The sequence below is a fragment of the Fusobacterium mortiferum ATCC 9817 genome (genome assembly GCF_000158195.2).
Lineage (GTDB): Bacteria > Fusobacteriota > Fusobacteriia > Fusobacteriales > Fusobacteriaceae > Fusobacterium_A > Fusobacterium_A mortiferum.
The window spans coordinates 683,883-705,746 of the sequence record NZ_GL987988.1; the positions used below are offsets into that span (position 1 = coordinate 683,883).

The following is a 21,864-nucleotide window of genomic DNA, read 5'->3' on the forward strand; positions in this document are numbered from 1 at the left end:
TGATAAGTATGAAAAAATATATGGGAATTTTTTTAGCTGCTTTATTTTTAGTGAGTTGTAGTAACAAAGAGATAAGAAGTACAGTAAAAAAAGAGGATAATATCTCTACTTTAAGAGATTATAATACTTATAAAGAGAATCTTGCTCCTAAAAGAAGAGTAGTTATAGGAAAAGTAAAAAATTATACAAGGTTTGGTACTCAAAGAACAGATAGTATAACAAAGGATATATTAATATCAGAATTTGCTAATTCTGGAAGATTTAACGTATTAGAGAGAGAGGATTTAGACTCTGTAATGGAAGAGTTAGCTTTCTCTAACTCTTTAGGAGAAAAATCAATTTTAGCAAAACAGAAATTTTTAGATACAGATTTTATAGTAGTAGGAAGTGTTACTAAGTATGAACTTAATACTACTGGAAGTAAATCGCTTTTTTCAAAGAGTAAAGAGCAAAGAGCTGAAGCTGTAATAGAGCTAAAAGTAATAGATGTTTTAAATGGAAAAGTTTGGACAGAAACTGGAGAGGGAAGTGCCAGTGTAAAATTTGGAACAGTATTAGGAGCAGGAACATATGGTTCTTATGGAAGCCTTGAACAAGAAGCTTTTAGAGCTGCTGTAATACAAGGAGTAGAAAAAATAGTAAAGAAAATAGATAGTATGCCTTGGACAGCTGCTGTAGTAAAAAAAGATGGAAAAAGAATAATAATTAATTCTGGCTCTGATAATAATCTAAAAATAGGAACTCAAATGAATGTTTATAAGCAAGGAAAAGCAATAGAATATAGAGGGGAAATATTAGGTTATGAAGAAAATCTAGTAGGAACTGCAATAGTAGATTCTTATATAGGAAATGAAGCTGCTTCTTTAATATATAATGGTGTAGACTTTTCAGTTCCAGCTGTGGTAAAATTAAAATAAAAAGGAGAGTATTATGGAAAAGGATTTTGATATTGTATTTGTAAAGCCTAAAAAATATGAAGATTGTAAAAAGTGTGTAGAGTATATAAAAAAAGATAAGATAGTTCATATAAATTTAATGGACTTAGATGCTAAAGAGTCTCAAAGAATATTAGATTATATCTCTGGAGCTGTATATATCAAAGAGGGAGAGATAGTAAATCCTGGAGAGAATATATTCTGTACTATACCTAAAAATAAAAATCACATACTTGATTATAAAGTAAGAAGTGAAAGTTATGATGAAGAGGAAGAGATAGTACCTATATATAGAAAATAGAAAAAATTAAAGAGTTGTTATATAGCAACTCTTACTTTTTTGAAAAATAAAAACTGTTGGAGGATAGATGTTAGAGGAATTTTTAAGTAATGTAGATATTGGAACTTTTATATTTTTAGGAATAGCTTGTTTTATAGCAGCATTTATAGATGCAGTTGCTGGTGGAGGAGGGCTTATCACTGTCCCTGCTTATTTAGCTTCTGGAATACCACCTCATATAGCTCTAGGGACTAATAAGGTATCTTCAAGTATAGGAACAGTGGCAAGTGCTTTAAAATTTGCTACTTCTGGAAAAGTCAATTGGGAACTTTCAAAAAAAATAATGCCATTTTCTTTAGTTGGAGCTTTATTGGGAGTGAAGACAGTAGTATTAATAGATTCAAAATATCTTTACCCAATAGCGATAGTATTATTACTTTTAGTTTTAATCTATACTTTGGTTAATAAAAAAATGGGAGAAGAGAATAATTTCCAAGGATTAAATAAAGGAAATGTTAATGCTGGGAGAGTGATGGGACTTACAATGGGATTTTATGATGGATTTTTTGGTCCAGGAACAGGTTCTTTTTTAATTTTTGCTCTGATTAGAATTTTTAAACTAGATTTTACTAATGCCAGTGGAAATGCAAAAATTTTAAACCTTACAAGTAATCTTGCTAGTATGTTCTTATTTATTTTCCTTGGAAAAGTTAATTTTTTCTACTCAGTTCCAATTGGAATAATTATGATATTTGGAGCTACTTTGGGAGCTAAGACAGCTGTTACAAAGGGAACTAAATTTATAAAACCAATGTTTTTAATTGTAACTTCAATAGTTTTAGTGAAAATGATAGCTGAATCTATGTTTGGAATAGATGTAGGTGGATTGATAAAGGCGTTTTTCTTAACTTTGTTGTGATTATTTATCTGCTTTAGATTAAAAAAAAGAAAACTAAGAATTGTTCCATATTTTAAGAAGTTGATTAACTACGAGCTTATCTCACTAAAAATGTAAGAGTTAAGTCTTCGACTTATTGCATTTTTTAGTGTTCGATTTCGCTGAGTTAATCTAACTTCTCTTCATAAATTACACAATTCTTTGAGTTTTTTAGTTAATATTATTTGAATAATTATTAAATTGTTTTATTTTTAGATTTTAATTTAAAATTTTCTTATAGTTCCCAGTATAGTTTTTCACATTGTATTTCATATCCAGTATAGTAATTTAAGTGAATAGCTCCTAATTTTGTATAGAGATTTTTAGCTCTATCATTTCCACACATTACAGAAACACTGATACCTTTGTATCCTTTTTCTCTAGCATAATCTTTTAGTTGATTTATTATTTTTGTTCCTATTCCCTTTCCCTTATATTCATCTTTCATATGTAAAGAATCTAAGTAAAGAGTAGACTCCATATTTTTATCTGGAGTAAAAGCACCAAATCCTAAAAAAATATCTCCTTCAAAAGCTCCAAAAATACCATTGTTATCCTTTGTTATATAATTTTTCCAAATAGGATTGAATTTTTTTACAGTAATAGTATCTAAAATTTTAGCTGGAATTATTCCATTGTATGTAGCTCTCCAGCTCTTAACATAAAGCTTAGCCATCTCATCTATATCTTTTTCTATTAATAATCTAATCTTCATTTTTACCTCTTATTAAAAATTAAATTTTCAATTAAATAAGCCATTCCACCTTCATCATTAGATTTAGATATGAAAGAGCAAACTTTCTTGATATCCTCATTGGCATTTTCAACACAAGCAGCTAGTCCAGCAGCTTTTAGCATAGGTAAATCGTTATATGAATCTCCTACAGCAATACTTTCTTCTATCTTCATACCAAGAGTTTCTACTAAATTTTTTAGAGCAACTCCCTTGTCTACTCCAAGTTTTGTAACCTCTAAGAAAAAAGGTTTAGAGATAGCTATACTATATTTATCTCCATACTTTTCTTTTAATTTTTTCTCTACCTCTTTTAAATAACTTGGTTCTTCTAATATCATACATTTTACTGCTGGTTTATTTACAGCCTCTTTAAAATTTTTAACAATTTTGTGAGGCATTTTTGTAAGAGTAACCTCTACGTCTATATATTCACTTTCTGTTTCAGAAATAATTTCATCATCAATATATGTAAGGATATGACAACTGTTTTCCTTAGCAAAGTCGTACATCAAATGTAAATCCTCTTTTGTAAGACTCTCTTCAAAAATATGCTCTCCACTTTTACAATTTGTAATGATAGAACCATTGAAAGATAGAATAAAACTTCCATATTTTTCAAGCTCTAACTCTTTAGCTAAATCATACATAGCAAAAGTAGGTCTACCAGAAGCAAGAACAAATTTTATTCCAGCCTCTTGAGCCTTCATTATAGCTTCTTTATCAATTTGAGAGATTTTTTTCTCTGAATTTAAAAGAGTATCATCTAAATCTGTAAAAATAATTTTATAAGACAAAGTACCACCTCAATTTTTTATTTTTATTATAACATATTAGTAATTTTTTTTCTATTTGAAGAATGGAGAATAAATGGTATAATATAGAGTAAAGTCTACACACTAACTGAATAAATGGAGGGGTAATATGTTATTTGAAGAACTTTTAACATCAGCAAGGGAACAAAGAGCATCAGATATACACCTAGTATATGGAGAATTACCAACATTTAGAGTAAATGGCGAGCTTATTAAAATAGGAGATGAGCTTGTAAATAAAAGATTTCTATCTCTTATTGTAGATTTGGTTTTAAGTGAGAGAGAAAGAAATATTTTTTATCAAAACAGGGAGTTAGATTGTAGTTTTGAAGATTCTAACAATTTAAGGTACAGAGGAAATTTTCATTGGGAGAGAGGTAATATTGGAATATCTATAAGGCTCATTGAAAATAGTATAAAATCTATGGAAGAGTTAGGATTACCTAAAATATTAAAAAAATTGATAGAGAGTAAAAAGGGACTTATTTTAATAACAGGACCTAGTGGAAGTGGTAAAAGCACAACATTAGCTTCTATGGTAGAGGAGCTAAACAGTACTAAAAACCTTAATATCATTACATTGGAGGATCCTATAGAATATCTTTTTAAGAGTAAAAAATCTCTTATTAGACAGAGGGAGATTGGAAGAGATACCCACTCTTTTGCTCAAGGACTAAAAAGTGTATTAAGGCAGGACCCTGATGTGATAATGGTAGGAGAGTTAAGAGATAGAGAGAGTATAGCAGCAGCTCTTACAGCTAGTGAAACAGGGCATTTAGTGTTAGGAACATTGCATACGAATAGTGCTAGTGAAACTATAAGTAGGATTGTAGATGTTTTTCCTACTGAAGAGCAAAATGAGATAAGAGTAAAACTAGCTACTACATTAAAGGGAGTAGTTAGTCAAAGATTAGTAAGAACTAAAGAGAGAAGAAGAGGGGCTTATGAGATATTGCTATCTATTCCAGCAGTATCGAATTTAATTTTAGGAAACAAGCTCAATCAAATAGATAGTGTGATAGAGAGTAATAAAAAAATGGGAATGATTTTAATGAGAAATTATTTAGAGGACTTATATTCTCAAAATATAATTTCCAAAGAAGAGTATATAGATAATTTAAGGTAGTTGGAGGAGAAAGTGATAATCAATTCAAATTTTCAAATGAATCATAGAAGTATAGAGGAATTTGCAAGGGTAATGGTTCCTGAGGCTTTGGATAAAAATTTAGATATAGAGATAGAGAGAGAAAATGGAGATATAGTAGTTAGATTAGAGATAGATGGAAGAGTAGAATTCTTTAGATATCCAGACCAAAATGGAAAATTTGAAGACCAAGAGATAACAATGACAAAGATACTTATGCTAAAATTCTTTGGTAAAAAATACTCTTGGGGTGGACTAATGGGAGTAAGACCTACTAAGGTAGTGAGAAGACTTTTAGCATTAGGTTATGGATATGAAGAGATAAAAAAGATAATGGAAGAGTTTTTGTTAGTAAGTAGAGAAAAGATAGAATTACTTATTGAAATAGTAAAAAAAGAGTTAGAGTTTTTAGATAGAAAACATATTAATCTATATATTGGAATCCCATTTTGTCCAACAAAGTGTAAATACTGCTCTTTTGCTTCATATGAGATAGGAAGTGGAGTTGGAAGATATTACAATGATTTTGTAAAGACTCTCCTTGATGAGATAGAGCTTACAGGAAAGTTTTTAAGAGAGGAAAATTTTAAAATCTCTTCTCTATATATTGGGGGAGGAACTCCAAGTACCCTTATTGAAAAGGATTTAGAAGATGTATTGAAAGCTGTAAATACTCATATAGATATGAGTGATGTAAGAGAGTTTACATTTGAAGCTGGAAGAGAGGATACTCTAACTGATGAAAAATTAGAGATAGCTAAAAAATATGGAGTGGATAGAATAAGCCTAAATCCTCAAACATTTAAAGTGGAAACTCTTAGAAAGGTAAATAGAAAGTTTGATAGAGAAAACTTTGAAAAATATTTTAAAAAAGCTAAAGAGTTAGGATTTATTGTAAATATGGATATTATTGTAGGACTTCCTGATGAAACAACTGAAGATATACTATATACTCTTGGAGAATTGGAAAAATTTGATATAGAGAACTTGACAATTCATACTCTTGCTTTCAAAAGAGCTTCAAACTTATTTAAGGAGAGCCAAGATAGAGTGGAGTTAGATGGAAAAACTATCACAGAGGCAATAAAGAGATTGGTAGAGAAAAAAGATATACATCCTTACTATATGTACAGACAGAAAAATATTATGGAGTGGGGAGAGAATATTGGATACTCAAAACTTGGCTGTGAATCAGTTTTTAACATAGAGATGATAGAAGAAAATCAATCTACTATGGGACTAGGTGGTGGAGCTATCACTAAGATTGTAATACCTGAAAATGAGTATAGAGATTATATTGAAAGATATGTAAATCCTAAAGACCCAGCTCTATATATTAGAGAGATGAGCGAGAGAATGGAAGCTAAGAAAGATTTATTTTTAAAATTAAAAAAATAAGGAGAGTTCTATGAAAAAAATTTTAGGAATCTTATTTATTATTTTCTTAAATTTTAGTATAACATATGGAAATCCTTTTGAAAATAATGAGAGTTTTGATATAATAATGAGTGATAATGTTTTAGATGAAAATAGTAAGTATTTAGATATAAATACTGCATCTAAAGAGGAGATGTCTAATTTTGGAGTGACAACAAGGTTAGCTAGGCTTATTGTGGAGTATAGAGAGCAGACAGGTGGATTTAAAAATCTAAATGAGTTGAAAAGAATAAAAGGAATAGGACAAGCTACCTTTGATAAGTTAAGAAAAAAACTTATGATAAAGACTCAGATAGAGAAAAAACCTCTTTATATAAATGAAGCTAATGATACTCTTTTAGAGTACTATGGGTTTGATAAAAAAGAGATAAAAGATATTAGAAAATACCTAAATAAAAATGGTAGAATCAATAGTAATTTAGACTTGATGAAAGTATTGAGTGAAAAAAATTATAGAAAGTATAAATCAATTATTAAATATGATAAATTTTAGAAAGAGAGTGATACAAGAATGGGAAAACTAATAAGAGGAGTAAGTAAAAACGCTAGATTTTTTGTTGTGGATACAACTGATATAGTTCAAGAGGCACAAAATATTCATAAGTGTAGTCCGACAGCTATTGATGCCTTTGGAAGACTACTTACAGCAGGGGTAATAATGGGAAGTACATTAAAAGGTAATGATGTACTAACTCTTAGAACAGATACAAATGGATTATTAAATAATATGGTAGTAACTGCAGATGCCAATGGAGGAGTAAAAGGGTATTTATCAAATCCAATTGCTGATGTCCCTTTAAAAGATAATGGAAAATCAGATGTAGGAGGATTAGTAGGACAAGGAATACTTAAAATAATCAAAGATATGGGACTAAAAGAGCCATATGTAGGATTATCAGAGATAAATTCTGGAGAGATAGCTCAAGATTTAGCTTATTATTTTTATAACTCTGAACAAACTCCAACTGTAATAGCATTGGGAGTAAAGTTAAAAAATGAAAATACAGTAGAATATGCTGGGGGATATATGATTCAACTTCTTCCAGGAGCAGAAGATGAATTTATAACAGCTTTAGAGCAAAAAATAGGAGCTATTAGACCTATGACAGAACTTATGGCTGGTGGAATGGATATAAAGAGAATAGCAAAGCTTTTATATGAGGATATGAATGATGAAACTTATGAAAGATTAGTAGAGCCATATGAAATATTAGAAGAAAAAGATGTAAAATATAGCTGTAATTGTTCAAGTGATAAATTTTATAGAGGACTTATAACTTTAGGAAAAGAGCAATTAAAGGATATATTTAGTAAAGAGAAAGAGTTAGAAGCAGAGTGTCACTTCTGTGGAAAAAAATATAAATTTAAAGAGGAAGATTTTTCAGAGATTTTAAAATAATTATTTATCTTTTTTTGAAGAGAAAACAAAGAATTGTTCCAGACTACAAGAAGTTGTTTAACTATGGCTTACTTCACTAAAAACACAAGGGTTAAGTCTTTGACTTATTGTGTTTTTTAGCGTTCAGTTTCACTGAGTTAATCTAACTTCTCTCCATAATTTCCACAATTCTTTGAGTTTTCTCTCATTAAGATATGTAAGCTAAATAATTATTTAATATTATTTATTGGAGAGAAAGAGGATGAAATTTAACTATATAGATATAGAGAATTGGAAGAGAAAAGCTCACTATAGACACTATTTAGATGATATTCCTTGTACTTATAGTATGACAACTAAATTAGATGTTACTAAGATAGTGACAGAGCAAAAAAAGATATATCCAACTATGCTTTACCATATAACAAAAATAGTAAATAGATATGAAGAGTTTAGAACTGTATTAGATAGCGAGGGAAAAGTAGGATATTTTGATGAGATGTTACCTTGCTATACAGTTTTTTATAAAGAGAGTGAAACTTTTTCAAATATTTGGACTGAATACTCAGAAGATTATGAGGTATTTTGTAAAAATTATAGAGATGATATTGAAAAATATGGGAAAAATTTGGAGATGGAAGGGAAGCCGAATACTCCTATAAACAGTTTTCCCATTTCAATGATACCTTGGGAAAGTTTTGAGGGCTTTAATCTCAATCTACAAAAGGGATATGGATATCTACTTCCAATTTTTACTCTTGGAAAATATTTTAAAGATGGAGAAAAATATTTAATGCCAATATCTATACAGGTACATCATTCTGTTTGTGATGGATTTCATTTTTGTAGATTTTTAGACAGTTTAAGAAAATCATTAGGAGAGTAGTATGAAGTTGATAGATTCGCATGCTCACTTAGATAATGAACAATTTGATGAGGATAGAGCAGAGGTTTTAGAGAGAATAAAGGAGAATTTAGAGTTTGCTGTAAATATTGGATATGATATAGAGAGTAGTAGAAGAAGTGTAAAATATGCCAATGAGAATGATTTTATATATGCAGTAGTTGGAGTACACCCTATTGATATAGAGGGGTATTCTGATGAGGTAGAAAAAGAGTTAGAAGAGTTGGCTAGTGATAAAAAAGTTTTAGCAATAGGAGAGATAGGACTGGATTATCACTGGATGACTCAACCTAAAGAAGTACAACAAAAATTTTTTAGAAGACAGATGGAATTAGCTAGACGTGTAGGAAAACCTGTTGTAATACACTCTAGAGATGCTATGGAAGATACTTTAACTATTTTAAAAGAGTTTCCAGATGTGGGAGGAATATTCCACTGCTATCCTGGTTCAGTAGAATCTGCTAAAGAGGTAATAGATAGATATTATCTTGGAATAGGTGGAGTACTTACTTTTAAAAATGCTAAAACTTTAGTTAAAGTTGTAGAAAATATTTCACTAGATAAATTGATACTAGAAACTGATTGTCCATATATGGCTCCTACTCCTCATAGAGGAAAGAGAAATGAACCTATATATGTTCAATATGTAGCTGAAAAAATTGCACAGATAAAGGGAATTTCTGTAGAAGAGGTAGCTAAAGCTACTAATGAAAATACTAAAAAAGCTTATAAGATGATATAAGGGGAAAAAATGATAATTTGTCCTGTTTGTAAAAAAGATTTAATTAGAAATGAAAAAACTTATAGATGTGAAAATAACCATTCTTTTGATATGGGAAAACAAGGGTATCTAAATCTATTGCTTTCTAACCAAAAACATAGTAAAACTCCTGGAGATGACAAGGAGATGGTACTTAGTAGAAAGAGATTTTTAGAAAAAGATTATTACAAAATAATATCTGATAGAGTAAACTCTCTTATCCTTGAAAATCTAGGAGATAAAAAGAGTGTAGATATTTTAGATATTGGTTGTGGTGAAGGGTATTATACAGGTAATATTAAAAAGTTTTTAGAAAATCTAGGAGTAGAGAGTAATATAATAGGGATAGATATCTCTAAGGAAGCTATCATAAGTGCAGCTAAAACATATAAAAATATAGATTGGCTAGTGGCTAGTGCTATGAATATTCCATTGGCTGATGAGAGTATGGACTTTGTAATCTGTATGTTTGCTAAAATTGTTCCAGAAGAGAAGATGAGAGTTTTAAAAAATGGTGGAAAGTTGATAGTAGTTTCTACTGGAGAAAAACACTTAATAGAATTAAAAGAGGTAGTCTATAAAAATGTGAGAACTGATTTTTACTCTCCAGTTGAAGATTTAAAAATATTTAAACATTGTAAAACTGTCAACTGTACAGGAAAATCTTTTATTACTGAAAATGAGAGTATAAGAAATCTTTTTGATATGACACCATATAAGTGGAGAAGTCCAAAAGATGGAGTAGAGAGATTGTTCTCTTTAGATAACTTAGAGATTACTATTGATGTAAATATTGATGTATTTGAAAAGGTATAAGATGATATTAGGTATAGGAAATGATATTGTAGAGATAGCTAGAATAGAGAAGGCTATACAAAATGAGAGCTTTAAAAAAAGAGTGTATACACTGGCTGAGATAGAGCTTATAGAAAAAAAAGGAGCTGGAAAAATTGCTAGTTATGCAGGAAGATTTTCAGCTAAGGAGGCTATATCAAAGGCTATGGGTACTGGTGTAAGAGGATTTAATCTCATAGATATAGAGATATTAAATGATGATATAGGAAAACCTTTAGTAGTATTTAAAAATGATTTGAAAGATAAAATGAAAGGTAAAAGAGTAGAGCTATCTATCTCTCATTCAAGAGAGTATGCTACTGCTGTGGCAATTATTTTAAGAGAGGAGTAATTATGGTAGATAAGGAGTTTTATAAAGAATTAGAAGAGTTTATTGAAAACCTTAGAGATAAAAAAGATGATGTAAAGATACTTAATTTTGTAATAGAAAAAATTGATTCTATCCCTAAAGAAGTCCAAAAATTTATAGCTGATAAGACAGGACTTATGGAGATTTCCATTGAAAATACTATAAATTTTTATCCTAAATTTAGAAACAGAGTAAGTAATATAAAAGAGGTTGCTGTCTGTACTGGTATGAGCTGTGGACCAGCTGGTGGACAAGAGATATACAATGAACTTGTAAAAATATTAGAGGTAGACAGCAATGGTCTTTCTAAAGATGGAAAGATTATGCTTTCAAATAAAAGATGCTTTGGAAGATGTGCAAAGGGACCAAATGTTTCTATTGATGGAGAGATTTATAGCTTGATGAGTTTACAAGATGTAAAAAGAAAATTAGGATTATAGGAGGATATTTTGGATATACTAGATATAAAGAGAGAGTTTTCTGAATACAAAAAAAAGATAGAAGATATTAGGGGGTCTCTTTGACTTAGAAAAAAGAGAAAATAAGATAGCAGAGCTTGAGAAAAAAACTATGGAGGATAACTTTTGGAGTGATAAGAGAACAAGTTCAGCTATAATAAAAGAGATGAATGGAGAGAAGGAGCTAGTAGCTGAGTTTAAAAACTTGGTGGCAGAGCTTGAAAATGAAGAGGTACTAATAGAGTTTGTAGAACAGGGAGAAACTGATTTTCAAGAGGAGCTAGAGGAGAAACATATTATCTTAGGAAAAGATGTAGAACATTTTGATACTAGACTTCTATTAGACGGGGAGTATGACTCAAATAATGCAATAGTTACTATACATTCTGGAGCTGGTGGTACAGAGGCTTGTGACTGGGCTGATATGCTATATAGAATGTATTCAAGATGGTGTAGTGACAAAAAGTATAAGATTAGTGAGATGGATTTTATGCCTGGGGATAGCGTAGGGATAAAATCAATAACTTTTATGGTAGAGGGAATGAATGCCTTTGGATATCTAAAGAGTGAAAAGGGAGTACATAGACTTGTAAGAATATCTCCTTTTGATGCTAATAAAAAAAGACATACTTCCTTTGCTTCAGTTGAGGTAGTACCAGAGGTAGATGATAGTATTGAGGTAAATATCGACCCATCAGATATTAGAATAGATACATATAGAGCTAGTGGAGCAGGGGGACAACACGTAAATATGACTGACTCAGCTGTCAGAATCACACATTTCCCAACAGGCATAGTTGTTACTTGCCAAAGAGAGAGATCTCAATTAAGTAATAGAGAGACTGCTATGAAGCTTTTAAAATCTAAACTAATAGAGTTAGAGATGAAAAAGAAAGAGGAAGAGCTTAAAAAGTTACAAGGAGAACAAAGTGATATAGGTTGGGGAAACCAAATACGTTCATATGTATTCCAGCCTTATACATTAGTAAAAGACCACAGAACAAATTGTGAATCTGGAAATATTAAAGCTGTAATGGATGGAGATATTGATATTTTTATTAATGGATATTTAAGATGGAATAAAAATAGATAAAAAAATTCTTTTAGCTAACTTAAAAAGAAAACTAAGAATTGTTCCATACTATAAGAAGTTGATTAACTATTGCTTACTTCACTAAAAACGCAAAACTCACTTCGTTCAAACAGTTGCGTTTTTTAGCGTTCAGTTTCGCTGAGTTAATCTAACTTCTCTCCGTAATTTTCACAATTCTTTGAGTTTTCTTTTCTTAGAAATACGGTTATTATCAATTTCTTCTTAAAAAAATGAAATAACTCTTTAAAAAAATTAAAAATTGTGATAAAATTTAGAGAAAACTATTTATTATTTATATGGGAGAGGATACAATGGAAAAAAAAGTAAGAACAAGAATAGCTCCATCACCTACTGGAGACCCTCATGTTGGAACTGCTTATATAGCACTATTCAACTTAGCATTTGCTAATTCTAACAATGGAGAGTTTATCTTAAGAATAGAGGATACAGACCAAAATAGATATACTGAAGGTTCAGAGCAAATGATATTTGATGCTCTTCACTGGTTAGGATTAAACTATGCAGAAGGTCCAGATGTAGGAGGAGAGTATGGACCATATAGACAATCTGAGAGATTTCACCTATATGGAGACTATGCTAAAAAGCTTGTAGAGCAAGGAGGAGCTTACTATTGTTTCTGTACTCAAGATAGACTTGATAAATTAAGAGAGAGACAAAAAGCTATGGGAAAAGCTCCTGGATATGATGGACACTGTCGTTCATTAACTCCAGAAGAGATTCAAGCTAAATTAGATGCTGGAGAGCCATATGTAATAAGATTAAAAATGCCTTATGAAGGAGAAACAATTATCCACGATAGATTAAGAGGGGATATAGTATTTGAAAACAATAAAATAGATGACCAAGTATTATTAAAAGCTGATGGATTCCCTACTTACCATCTAGCAAACGTAGTAGATGACCACTTAATGGGAATAACTCACGTTATAAGAGCTGAGGAATGGATAGCTTCTACACCTAAACATATTCAATTATATAAAGCATTTGGATGGGAGCAACCAGAGTTTATCCATATGCCATTACTTAGAAATGCTGATAGAACAAAAATATCTAAGAGAAAAAATCCTGTGTCATTAATATGGTATAAAGAAGAGGGATACTTAAAAGAGGGAATAGTAAACTTCTTAGGATTAATGGGATACTCATTTGGAGAAAATAAAGAGATATTCTCATTACAAGAGTTTGTTGATAACTTCAACATAGATAAAGTTTCTCTAGGAGGACCAGTATTTGACCTTGTAAAACTTGGTTGGGTAAACAATCATCATATGAGAATGAAAGATATAAATGAGTTAACAGACTTAGCTATACCTTTCTTTAGACAATTAGGATATGTAGGAGAAGAGGTATCTGAGCATGAATATAGAGCTCTTGTTAAGATAGTAGAAATCTTAAGAGAATCAGCTCAAACATTAAAAGAGATAGCTAAAGAATCTGCAGTATACTTTGAAGATACATTTGAACTTCCAGTAGTAACTGAAGATATGAATAAAAAAGAGAGAAAAAGTGTAGAAAAACTTAATGAGTCTATACTTGACCCAGTTGGAAAAGAGTCTATAAAATTATTTATGAAAAAACTTGAAGCTTGGGAAAAAGAAGATTTCACTATCGAGGAAGCTAAAGAGATGTTACACTCTACTTTAGAAGAGATAGGAGAGGGACCAGCTAAGGTTTATATGCCACTTAGAGCTGTAATAACAGGACAAGCTAGAGGTGCTGACCTATACAACGTTCTATTTATAATTGGAAAAACAAGAACATTAAATAGAATGAAAACTATGATAGAAAAATATAATGTATTATAATAAAAAATCTCCAGTGTAAAAGCTGGAGTTTTTTTATAAAATTTTTTTAAAACTTTTAAACTTTTTTTAGACTACTTGAGTCTAAATAGTATAAGTAATAAAAGATAAGAAAAAAGTAAATTACTTATAAAAAAATAAAAAATATTTAAACTTTTTTATAACTAATAAAGTCTAAATAGTATAATAATAATGATAATTTTTTCATAAACTTTCCCCAATAAAATATATTCCCTCTCTCCCAAGAGGGAAAAACGCTAATAATAACATTAATATATAAAGACATAAAAATCTCTCCCCCAGAGATAGAGTTGATTACCCTAGTTGTCAACTCTATCTCTTTTTCTTTTCTAAGAAAAAATAAGTATTTAAATATGAAAAAAAGACAAGAATAAAATTTGAAAAAATAAAAAATAACTAGCTATTGATTAACAATAACTAGTTATTTTCACGAGAGATTTATAAAAAAATAATCCTATTTAGCTATAATTGTTCCAGTAAATACTCTGTCAGTTCTTACTCCTGGTTTGATTTCTCCATTGATAGAGAATATTTTATTTCCTAATAAAACTAGCCCTTCTCCACAAGGTGCATCAAATGGAATTTCACCAATAGTTTTCCAAGTATTAGTATCAGCATTGTAAACTAATACATCTCTATTCCATCCAAACTCATAAGGATCAGCTCCGAAATATCCAGCTTTATAATTAGCTAATTCGTCACCTTTTAAGTTTCCTAAATAGTAGTTAGCGTCATTCCAAAGTTGTTTTTCAAATCCACCAATTACCATCATTTCACTTTCATTTAATTTTACAGAGTTAGCTCCTAATACTGATACTTCTTTTCCATTGATTATAACTGGAGCAACTTCTGTCCAAGTATTAGTTTCAAAATTATATTTGTATCCATCTACAAATGCTTTAGAGTTTCCTCCACCAAATACATATAGCTCTCCATTTAATAATTGAGAAACAGATTGAGTTCTAGTTTCTCCAGGAACTGGAGCTAATTCTTTAACTTCTTGAGTAGTTAAATCATAAGAGTAGAATTTATTAGAAGCCTGTCCAGCTTGTTTACCTGTATGTACATAAAGTTTTCCATCTTTTTCAACAGCTCCACCATTTTGGAATGTGAAAGGTAAATCTCCAACTTTTTTCATATCTAATTTTCCATCTTTCATCGATAAGAACCAGATATCGTTATCTTGCTCAGCATTAGCTGCTCCACCTATATAGTAAATTCCTGTAGGAGTAGTAACAGAAGCTCCGTATCCTATTTCGTGAGGTAGGTTAGTGTGCTCTACAACTGTAACCTCTCCATTATTTTCTGTTAATACATAAACATCTGAGTATAAAAATTTAGGTCCACCTTGAGCAACAGGTTTTATAGGGAAATTAGCTCCTCCACCAACAACTATGTATTTTCCTTCAAGAGAACCATATAGTACACCAGCTGTACCTATATTTTTTTCATATCCTTTTTGTGCTGGTAAATGTCCTCCTACTTCCCAAGTGATTTTTCTATCTACATTTTTTCTCTCAACAACATTTGTAGATGAACATCCAGCTAAGATAAGTGATGATACTATTGCAGCAAATAAAATTTTTTTCATGATACCCCTCCATCAAATAAAAACATTTTTGTACTCGTGAACATTACTTTTTACAATATTATGATACCTCATTTTATTTTGTAAGTCAACAATTATTTTAAAAAAAGTACATTTTATATAAAAAAATTAAGGGAAAATAATTTGTAAATATAGTGATGAAAATATAGAAAAAATATAGGGTAGAAATACTTTAGTGAAAAAAATATGTTGAAATTAAGTTCAAAAAAATAATATTTTAACATAAAAATTGTAATTTATTATCACATTTATTTCATAAAATTGGCTTAGCTGGGAAGCAATGAAAGAATTATGGAGGGAATAATATGAAAAGATTAGCATTATTATTAGCAGCAATGGGAATAGTTTCAGTAGGAGCTATGGCGGAAGCACCAACATTAAAAGTAACAAGCATTGGACAAGAAATCGAAATAGAAAACGAAAATGGAAATCAAACATTTGATGATGTATGGCTATGGAATAATGTAAACTTAGAATATGGAGATTGGCAATTTGGATTAACAGCAGGAAAACAATGGTCAGTAGATTTTGATGGAGATGGAGCTCACAGTGATAATGGAAGACTTCAAATGGATGTGTGGAAAAAAGTAACTCCAGATTTAAAATTAGGAACAAGATTAAGACTTCAAGATGATTATGATAGATACTATGCAAGATGGGATTACAATGGAAGCAACAACATGTTCTTCTCTTGGGGAGATGTATGGTATGAATCAAATAATGATGATTCTGATGTAGGAAGAAAAAATGGAACACCTGATTATATAAAAGCAGAAACTTTACCTATTGGAGTTAAAGTAGGACCAGTTAAAGTTGGATATTATTTCCAATATTATGGAGCTTTAGGAAGTTCAGAAGCAACAGATAATCATTATGAATCAGAGATGGAACATCAAATTAGATTATATGCACCACTATATCAAGGAGAAAAATTAGGATTATCTTTTGAAGGTAGATTTACAATAGCTGAAGAACAAGATTGGAATAATGATGGAAAAGATAGAGCAGATAAGCATGCAGGATATAGAGAATATGATTCTTTTGGAAGAACAAGACTTTATGTAAAATTTGATTATAAAGTTACAGAAAGCTTAAATGTTTATGGACAATATGCTTATGAGTGGAGAGATTTCGACTATCAAGAAGGAGATAAGAGAGAGTTCTATGCTGGAGCAGGAAAAGAAAACTATCAAGATATCTTAGTTGGATGGAGATATACTTTCTAATTTGATAATATAGAAACCCTAGTATGTGATTAGAAATCACAATAAAATACAGAAGATGTTAAGGAGATGAAACTCTTTAACATCTTTTTATTTTTGGGAGAAAATGATATAATATAGTTGGATATGGGAGAAGGAGGGAGAAAAATGAGAGGGATAGGTATAGGATTATCAGATTTTAAAGAGCTGATAACAGAGAAGAGTTTTTATGTAGATAAGACAAAATTTATAGAAGATATAGTAAAAGATATAACAAAAGTTCAATTGATAACAAGACCACGAAGATTTGGAAAGACATTAAATATGTCAATGTTAAAATATTTTTTTGATATAGAGAACAAAGAAAATAATAGAAAACTTTTTGAAGGTTTGTATATAGAAAATTCTTCAGTAATAGAGGAGCAAGGGAAATATCCAGTAATATTTTTATCTTTTAAGGATATTAAGGCAGACAATGTTGAAAAGATGTTTGTATGTATAAAGTCAGTTATTTCAGACTTATTTGAGAAATATAAATATATTAGAGAGAGTCTAGATGAGAGAAACATAGAGATTTTTGATAGGATTTGGAAAAGAGAAGAAGAGGATTACAGTAGTTCATTAATTTTTTTATCAAAATGTTTAAAAGAGTATTACAAACAAGATGTGATTTTGTTGATAGATGAATATGACACACCAATGGTATCAGCTTATGAGGGTGGATATTATGATGAGGTAAAGAATTTTTTTACAGGACTGTTTGGGAGTGCTTTGAAAGAAAATCCTTTTCTAAAGAAGGCGGTACTCACTGGAATAATGAGAATATCTAAGGAAAATATATTTTCTGGATTGAATAATGTCAAAGTAAACTCAATACTGGAGGAAAATTTTGCAGAGTATTTTGGGATAACAGAGAAAGAGGTAGAGAATTCTCTGAGGGAATATCAACTAGAAGAGAGATTGCCAGAGGTACAAAAGTGGTATAATGGATATAACTTTGGGGGAGTAAGAGTGTATAATCCCTTTAGTATAACTAATTTTTTGGATAGAAAGAGGATAATGCCATACTGGGTAAATACTTCAAGTAATAGCTTGATAAATAAAGTTTTAAGAGAAGTAAATAGTTTAATATTTGATGAGTTATCAAAGCTATTTCAGAGAGAAACTATAAATAAAACAATAGATATATATTCAAACTTTGATGAGTTGAAAAATCCAGAGCAAATATGGTATCTATTGACAAATGCAGGATATTTAACCCCAGTAGAAGAGGTAGATTTTGGAAAGTACAGTATCAAGATACCAAATGAAGAGGTACACTATTTCTTTGAGAGAGATTTTATTAGTAATTTTTTAGGAAGTATAGATGGATTTGATAAGGCATTAGAGTATCTATTAGAGGGAAATCTAGAAGAGTTTAGCTATGAGTTGGAAAATATTATGCTGACAAATGTAAGTTGTTTTGATTTTAACTCAAGTTCAAAGGAGAGCCATTATCATGTATTTATCTTGGGAATGTTGTTGGGATTAAGAAGAAAATATTATGTACGTTCAAATAGGGAGAGCAGGAGAGGAAGATATGATTTGATGATAGAACCACGAGATAAGAGCAAAGAAAAGAATGCCTTGATAATAGAGCTCAAGGTAGCAGAAAATGAGGAAGAGTTAGTAAGAGTAAGCGAAGAAGCCTTAGCACAGATAGAGAGTAAAAAATATGATGTGGAGTTAAGAGATAAAGGAATAGAAAATATTATCTTAGTAGGAATGTCATTCTATCAAAGAAATTTTAAAGTGATAGGGTATAAAAAATAAAATTAAGATAGGAATAAAAATTTTTGAGATGAGTCTAAAAATTCTTGTGGACTCATCTTTTTTTGTAGGAATAATTCAAAAAAGAGGAGAGGGCAAAAGAAAATATGGAGAGGAAGCTAACAAAATTATTGAGAGACTCTCGATAAAAAAATATAGGGGCTATAAGCAAAAAGCTGAAGGAAAATAATACAAGTAGAATTAGTACAAGAAGATTATATTACACACACACTATAGCTGTGAAATAGAAAATTATGAACAAATGACTTGTATTAGATAAATATAAGTATAACAAAGGTTATATAGTTAAAATAGTGTAAAAAAAATGTAAAATGATTGTAAAAAAAACAAAAAAAATAAAAAAAATACTTGATTTTTTAAAAAAAATAGTTTATGATTAATTTGTGAGGAAAATATGAGTTGGGAGACATAAATTCTTCATAGAATATTTCAAAGAAAATTTGGGAGGATAAAATTATGAAAAGATTAGCATTATTATTAGCAGCTATGGGAATTATTTCAGTAGGAGCTATGGCAGAAACACCAAAATTAGAAGTAACTCATTTTAATCAAGAGATAGAAATAGAAAATGAAGCAAGTGGACCTGATTTAGATAGTATTTTCTTTGGAAATACTGTTGGATTAAAATATGGTGATTATACATTTGGAGTTACTGGAGGAAAATTCTGGTCATATGATGGTCATGGTGGAGGATTAGATTCTACTAATGCTAGATTACAAATAGATGTATGGAAAAAAGTAGCAGATAATTTTAAAATTGGGTATAGATTAAGAGCACAAGATGAGTATGATAGACATTATGTAAGATGGGATTATTCAAATAATTGGTTCTGGTCATCAGGAGATGTTTGGTATGAAGCAACTAACCAAGATGGAAATACAGGAAAAAATGATTGGATAAAAACAGAAGTATTCCCAATAGGAGTAAAATTTGGAAATTTAAAAGTTGGATATTTCTTAAACTATAACTTTACAGTAGGAAATACAGACGAAGTTAATGGAGCAAAAAATGATGAGTATATAGAGCATCAAATTAGAGCATATTTCCCTTTATATAAAGGAGAAAAATTAACATTAAATTTCGAAGGAAGATTCACACTTTCTGCTGATTATGGTTTTGAAGGAAAAGAACCAGCTTATAGACATTATGATGAATTTGGAAGAAATAGACTTTATATTAAACCATCATATAAAGTATCAGATGCTTTAACAGTTTATGGATACTATGGATATGAATTTAGAGAATGGAAAACAGAAAATGGATATACAGATGATCACTCTAAAGAAAATTATACAGATTTTGGAATTGGATGGACTTATAATTTCTAGTTATAAAATAATCTAAAAAATAATTAGTGGGATTTAAAATTAAAAATATACCATAAAAAATTGAAGAAATTTTATAAAAAGTTCTTAATAAATTTAAAAAACTAATAAAATGGTATAAAATATATAAAAAAATGAAAAAGGGATTGGCTATATGACTTAACATAGGTCAATCCCTGTTTTTATTTAGTAAAATAAAATAAGTATTAATTAAAAATGAAACATATAATAAAAAAATAAAAAAGTTTTTTCAACTTAATAAAAAAAATAAACTTGACAAAATTGGCTATAAATAAGGATTTGAAAGGGTAGTTAGATTAAAAATATTGAAAAAATCAGTGTTTGAAAAATAAAATAATAAAAAAAACTATTTACAAATCAAGGAAAATAAGGTATATTTATATCAACGGGAGAATATCAGACACATTATGTGATGGGTTTGAGAAAAATTTATGAAAAAAGGAGAGATAATTATGAAAAGATTAGCACTTTTATTAGGTTCTTTATTAGTAGTAACTGCAGCTGCTTCAGCTAAAGAAGTTGTACCAGCTCCAGTAGTAGTAGAGGAAGCTCCAGTTCAAATAGTAGAGAAAGAAGTAATCGTATACAGAGATAAAGAAGAAGGATTCAGACCAAATGGAAATATTGGATTAGAGTACAAATATTATGGTGAAACTGAAGGGCAAGATTATGATTTAAATGAAACTAAAGATAATGGTGCATGGAATGGTGCAAATAAATATTCAAGATTACAACTTGCTGGAGCAGTTAATATGACTGAAAACCAAAGATTTGAATTCAGAGTAAGAGATTACAATGATTTACAAGATGCATCATCAAATCCAGTTAGACCAAATCAAGAAAAAACTGGAACTGAAACAAGATTAAGATACTATTATAATCATGGATTAATTGGAGATTCTAAAGTTGATTTAGCATCAAGAGTTGAGTATTTTGATTATACTGATAATGATCAAAGAGTAGAATATCAAGCAAGATTTGATTTTGGAGCATATTTATTTGATAATGATTTTATTAAAACAGATTATTTTATAGTTGCTCCAAAAGTTGGATATAGATGGGGACAAGGAAATGATGCTGATTATAGTCAAAGATATGGATTTGATATTGAAACTAAACACTTATTCCCATATGGATTTGATATTGAGTTAAATATTTATAATACTTATTTAGCTTATGGAACATCTCAAGGAACAGCTCCTGATACATACAAAGATAATATAGAAACTGATGTAGAGTTATACTTACATTATAATGCAAATTTATATACTCAAGATAAATGGAGTGTTGATTTAGGAACTGAGTGGGGATATGATCCATATAATGCTTATAATAAGAGAACTCATGATAGAGCTTATTATTTAAAAGCTGACCAATGGATTACTGCTACATATCAAGCAACTGAATTTGTTTCAGTTTATGGAACTTTAGGAGCAGAGTATGGAAACTTTGCAGTTACAGCTGAACATGATGCTACTAACTGGAGATGGCAACCATATGCTGCATTAGGATTCAACGTAGCATTCTAGTTTTATCCTAATAGCATAAAAAATTAAATAAGAATTTTTAGTACCTGTGTAAAAGCAGGTACTTTTTTATACATAAGGAAATTATAATTTGACTTTTTAAGAGAAAAATAAGGAATTAGTTAATATTTCTATTAGAAGTTTAATAAAATAAGAAAAAATAAATATTTTTGTAACACAAAAAAGCTGATTTTAATCAGCGCTACCAACAATATTCTTTCCAACAAATGGAGCCTTTTGATATATTAAAATATGAAATTCTTCTTACTTTCATTTTAATTTTACAATTAAAACAATAGAAAGGATTTATTCCAAATGTTTTCCAGATTTCTAGTTGATAAAATGTAGTTTTAGTATATTGTAATTTATATTTTTTTATTTTAGAGATAATAAATTTAAGTTCTTTTTTTATATTTCTAGAATAAATA

21 protein-coding genes are annotated in these 21,864 nt (G+C 29.6%); 18 read left to right on the top strand and 3 right to left on the bottom strand.

What is annotated here, in order from left to right; all coding sequences use genetic code 11:
• Window positions 1-8: 8 nt before the first annotated feature.
• The 3 genes from FMAG_RS04245 to FMAG_RS04255 all read left to right on the top strand — a co-directional run bounded on the left by FMAG_RS04245 (window position 9) and on the right by FMAG_RS04255 (window position 2,134).
• Window positions 9-917, top strand: coding sequence for a CsgG/HfaB family protein (locus tag FMAG_RS04245; protein ID WP_005884361.1), 909 nt, complete (start codon window positions 9-11; stop codon window positions 915-917).
• 13 nt (window positions 918-930) lie between these two features.
• Entirely contained in the window at window positions 931-1,236 is a 306-nt protein-coding gene (locus FMAG_RS04250) for a cell division protein SepF (protein WP_005884362.1), read from the top strand.
• 67 nt (window positions 1,237-1,303) lie between these two features.
• Window positions 1,304-2,134: a sulfite exporter TauE/SafE family protein gene (locus FMAG_RS04255; protein WP_005884363.1), complete on the top strand. Its 831-nt coding sequence runs from the start codon at window positions 1,304-1,306 to the stop codon at window positions 2,132-2,134.
• A gap of 253 nt (window positions 2,135-2,387) precedes the next feature.
• Here FMAG_RS04255 and FMAG_RS04260 read toward each other — a convergent pair whose 3' ends face one another.
• Together FMAG_RS04260 and FMAG_RS04265 are read right to left on the bottom strand one after the other, a co-directional pair.
• Complete coding sequence (locus FMAG_RS04260) at window positions 2,388-2,867, bottom strand: GNAT family N-acetyltransferase (RefSeq protein ID WP_005884364.1); 480 nt, start codon at window positions 2,865-2,867, stop codon at window positions 2,388-2,390.
• 2 nt (window positions 2,868-2,869) lie between these two features.
• Window positions 2,870-3,682, bottom strand: coding sequence for a Cof-type HAD-IIB family hydrolase (locus FMAG_RS04265; protein WP_005884365.1), 813 nt, complete (start codon window positions 3,680-3,682; stop codon window positions 2,870-2,872).
• 127 nt (window positions 3,683-3,809) lie between these two features.
• Here FMAG_RS04265 and FMAG_RS04270 point away from each other — a divergent pair, with 127 nt between their 5' ends.
• From FMAG_RS04270 to gltX, 11 genes are all read left to right on the top strand, one after another.
• Window positions 3,810-4,826 carry a type IV pilus twitching motility protein PilT gene (locus FMAG_RS04270; RefSeq protein WP_005884366.1) on the top strand — a complete coding sequence of 339 codons (1,017 nt, stop codon included), beginning with the start codon at window positions 3,810-3,812 and terminating at the stop codon, window positions 4,824-4,826.
• Between the two features lie 12 nt (window positions 4,827-4,838).
• Window positions 4,839-6,242 (top strand): coproporphyrinogen III oxidase, encoded by a 1,404-nt coding sequence (locus tag FMAG_RS04275; RefSeq protein WP_005884368.1) that lies wholly within the window; start codon window positions 4,839-4,841, stop codon window positions 6,240-6,242.
• 10 nt (window positions 6,243-6,252) lie between these two features.
• Window positions 6,253-6,774, top strand: coding sequence for a ComEA family DNA-binding protein (locus tag FMAG_RS04280; protein ID WP_005884370.1), 522 nt, complete (start codon window positions 6,253-6,255; stop codon window positions 6,772-6,774).
• Between the two features lie 18 nt (window positions 6,775-6,792).
• The gene (hslO, locus tag FMAG_RS04285) at window positions 6,793-7,680 is read left to right on the top strand and encodes an Hsp33 family molecular chaperone HslO (RefSeq protein WP_005884372.1); all 888 of its coding nucleotides are present in this window, start codon (window positions 6,793-6,795) and stop codon (window positions 7,678-7,680) included.
• A gap of 241 nt (window positions 7,681-7,921) precedes the next feature.
• On the top strand, window positions 7,922-8,545 hold the full coding sequence (gene catA, locus FMAG_RS04290) for a type A chloramphenicol O-acetyltransferase (protein WP_005884374.1): 624 nt from the start codon (window positions 7,922-7,924) through the stop codon (window positions 8,543-8,545).
• A 1-nt stretch (window position 8,546) separates the two neighbouring features.
• Window positions 8,547-9,305 (top strand): TatD family hydrolase, encoded by a 759-nt coding sequence (locus FMAG_RS04295; RefSeq protein ID WP_005884376.1) that lies wholly within the window; start codon window positions 8,547-8,549, stop codon window positions 9,303-9,305.
• Window positions 9,306-9,314: 9 nt separating this feature from the next.
• Window positions 9,315-10,139, top strand: a complete 825-nt coding sequence (locus FMAG_RS04300) for a putative RNA methyltransferase (RefSeq protein ID WP_005884378.1) — start codon at window positions 9,315-9,317, stop codon at window positions 10,137-10,139.
• Between the two features lies 1 nt (window position 10,140).
• Window positions 10,141-10,509: a holo-ACP synthase gene (acpS, locus tag FMAG_RS04305; RefSeq protein ID WP_005884379.1), complete on the top strand. Its 369-nt coding sequence runs from the start codon at window positions 10,141-10,143 to the stop codon at window positions 10,507-10,509.
• A gap of 2 nt (window positions 10,510-10,511) precedes the next feature.
• Complete coding sequence (locus FMAG_RS04310) at window positions 10,512-10,967, top strand: NADH-quinone oxidoreductase subunit NuoE family protein (RefSeq protein WP_005884382.1); 456 nt, start codon at window positions 10,512-10,514, stop codon at window positions 10,965-10,967.
• 9 nt (window positions 10,968-10,976) lie between these two features.
• Window positions 10,977-12,078, top strand: a protein-coding gene (gene prfB / locus FMAG_RS04315) for a peptide chain release factor 2 (protein WP_187073658.1) whose coding sequence is annotated in 2 segments (ribosomal slippage) — window positions 10,977-11,048 and window positions 11,050-12,078 — 1,101 coding nt in all. Because the reading frame shifts where the segments join, the coding sequence is not laid out codon by codon here.
• 311 nt (window positions 12,079-12,389) lie between these two features.
• Window positions 12,390-13,904 carry a glutamate--tRNA ligase gene (gltX, locus tag FMAG_RS04320; protein ID WP_005884386.1) on the top strand — a complete coding sequence of 505 codons (1,515 nt, stop codon included), beginning with the start codon at window positions 12,390-12,392 and terminating at the stop codon, window positions 13,902-13,904.
• Window positions 13,905-14,376: 472 nt separating this feature from the next.
• On the opposite strand, the gene FMAG_RS04325 is transcribed toward gltX, so the two are convergent.
• Complete coding sequence (locus FMAG_RS04325; protein ID WP_005884387.1) at window positions 14,377-15,513, bottom strand: cyclically-permuted mutarotase family protein; 1,137 nt, start codon at window positions 15,511-15,513, stop codon at window positions 14,377-14,379.
• A gap of 323 nt (window positions 15,514-15,836) precedes the next feature.
• On the opposite strand from FMAG_RS04325, the gene FMAG_RS04330 reads away from it, so the two are divergent.
• From FMAG_RS04330 to fomA, 4 genes are all read left to right on the top strand, one after another.
• Window positions 15,837-16,757: a hypothetical protein gene (locus FMAG_RS04330; protein ID WP_005884388.1), complete on the top strand. Its 921-nt coding sequence runs from the start codon at window positions 15,837-15,839 to the stop codon at window positions 16,755-16,757.
• A gap of 144 nt (window positions 16,758-16,901) precedes the next feature.
• A complete protein-coding gene (locus tag FMAG_RS04335; protein WP_005884389.1) occupies window positions 16,902-18,545 on the top strand; it encodes an AAA family ATPase in 1,644 nt (547 codons plus the stop codon).
• A 474-nt stretch (window positions 18,546-19,019) separates the two neighbouring features.
• Window positions 19,020-19,892, top strand: a complete 873-nt coding sequence (locus FMAG_RS04340) for a hypothetical protein (RefSeq protein ID WP_005884390.1) — start codon at window positions 19,020-19,022, stop codon at window positions 19,890-19,892.
• A gap of 470 nt (window positions 19,893-20,362) precedes the next feature.
• On the top strand, window positions 20,363-21,439 hold the full coding sequence (gene fomA, locus FMAG_RS04345) for a major outer membrane protein FomA (protein ID WP_005884391.1): 1,077 nt from the start codon (window positions 20,363-20,365) through the stop codon (window positions 21,437-21,439).
• Window positions 21,440-21,864: the final 425 nt, after the last annotated feature.